This window comes from Moorena bouillonii PNG (genome assembly GCF_001942495.1).
Classification (GTDB): Bacteria; Cyanobacteriota; Cyanobacteriia; order Cyanobacteriales; family Coleofasciculaceae; genus Moorena; species Moorena bouillonii.
The window spans coordinates 1-1,608 of sequence record NZ_MKZS01000013.1 but is presented as its reverse complement, the minus strand read 5'-3'; the positions used below and the strand labels follow the sequence as shown (position 1 = coordinate 1,608).

Annotated in this window: 2 protein-coding genes; both read left to right on the top strand. The window is 44.4% G+C overall.

All coding sequences use genetic code 11. The features are described from left to right. The first annotated feature begins 112 nt into the window (after positions 1 to 112). The gene (locus tag BJP37_RS34080; RefSeq protein WP_075906837.1) at positions 113 to 700 is read left to right on the top strand and encodes a serine O-acetyltransferase; all 588 of its coding nucleotides are present in this window, start codon (positions 113 to 115) and stop codon (positions 698 to 700) included. A gap of 448 nt (positions 701 to 1,148) precedes the next feature. Then, positions 1,149 to 1,325 (top strand): hypothetical protein, encoded by a 177-nt coding sequence (locus BJP37_RS40600; protein WP_158069898.1) that lies wholly within the window; start codon positions 1,149 to 1,151, stop codon positions 1,323 to 1,325. The last annotated feature ends 283 nt before the right edge of the window (positions 1,326 to 1,608 follow it).

Genomic DNA, 1,608 nt, shown 5'->3' with positions numbered 1-1,608 from the left:
TCCCTGCTCCCTGCTCCCGATTCCCGATTCCCGATTCCCGATTCCCGATTCCCGATTCCCGATTCTACATTCTTCATTCTTCATTCTAAATTCTTCATTCTAAAAATAGATTATGGTGATGCCAACAGATTTAACGGCAAATTCTACCCAGCTAAAAACGGATAATTTGGGACTTTGGCAACAAATTAAAGAAGATTGGAAAGCCCATGATTGTGATTGGACTAAGCCGGGATTTCGGGCTGTGGCGGTGCAGCGGTTTGGAGTCTGGAGAATGAACATCCAACCGAAGTTACTACGGGCTCCCTTTAGTATTCTCTACCGAGCATTATATCGGAAAGTTCGTAATACCTATGGGATTGAATTACCTTACACGGTAAAGCTTGGTCGCCGAGTAATTATTGAGCATCAAAGTGGGATTGTGATTCATGGCGATTGCACTATTGGTGATGATACTATCCTCCGTCAAGGGGTAACTTTGGGTAATCGTTACTTAGACCGTCCTTTGGATGCCCCCATTTTAGGAAAACGTGTCAATGTTGGTGCTGGTGCTAAGATTTTTGGCAAGGTTACTATCGGTAATGGGGCAAATATTGGTGCTAATGCTGTAGTTTTATCGGATGTACCTGCTGGAGCAACGGTAGTGGGAATTCCTGCTAAAGTTATTAAGGTGCGTTCTTTTGAAGAGAATGGCTCTAGTTGAGAAGTAAACAAGGGAATCGGGAATCGGGAATCGGGAATCGGGAATCGGGAATCGGGAATCGGGAATCGGGAATCGGGAATCGGGAAAGAGTTGCGTAGGGTGCGTTAGGGACGGGGAAACCCTGATTTTCTAGGTAGCCAGTGTTAGGAGAATCCGTCCGAAAATTGTAACGGGCAAGATGCCCATTCCACCCACCGGGTCAAACAGTAAAAATGAGATGCACCCGCAATTACTTTGTATAATGGATTTATAGAAAGTGATTGGATAGTCTTCCTAAGACTTATGCGTGACCTAGAACAACTGACAAAAGATATTCAAGAACTACCAGAAGAGGTTCAAAACATTATTGCCGATATCATTGAGGTGTTCAAAAAACAGTATGTAACGAAAAAACCGGCATCTCTTCACCCTCTGGAATTAGATAATCAACCTTTTATTGGCATGTGGCGTGATCGACAAGATACTCAAAATAGTAGCGAATGGGTTAGAAGAATTCGACAACAGCATTGGCAGGGCTAAAAACGAGATTATCGCTTTATCTGAGAACTCAATGGAAATATCCATAACATTGATGGCAAACTCTCCCCGATTCCCGATTCCCGACTCCCGACTCCCGATTCCCTAGGGCGTGTTTTCAAAGTTTTCCGCAAGATTTAGATCCCCCCCAGCCCCCCTTAAAAAAGGGGGGAGCCATAGTCAAAGTCCCCCTTTTTTAAGGGGGATAATGGCAGGGCTATTTCATTCTAGATGGTAAGATAAGATGCTAAGGCACAAGAGGGAGCATGTCCCTTATGCAGAACATTTGTACTAAATCTTATGCCCCCTCATGGGTTTAAGCTTGCTGTGATGGTAAATAGTTCATTTGTTGTGCAACGCAAGACCTGCTCCCGGCACAAGGGCACAAGAGA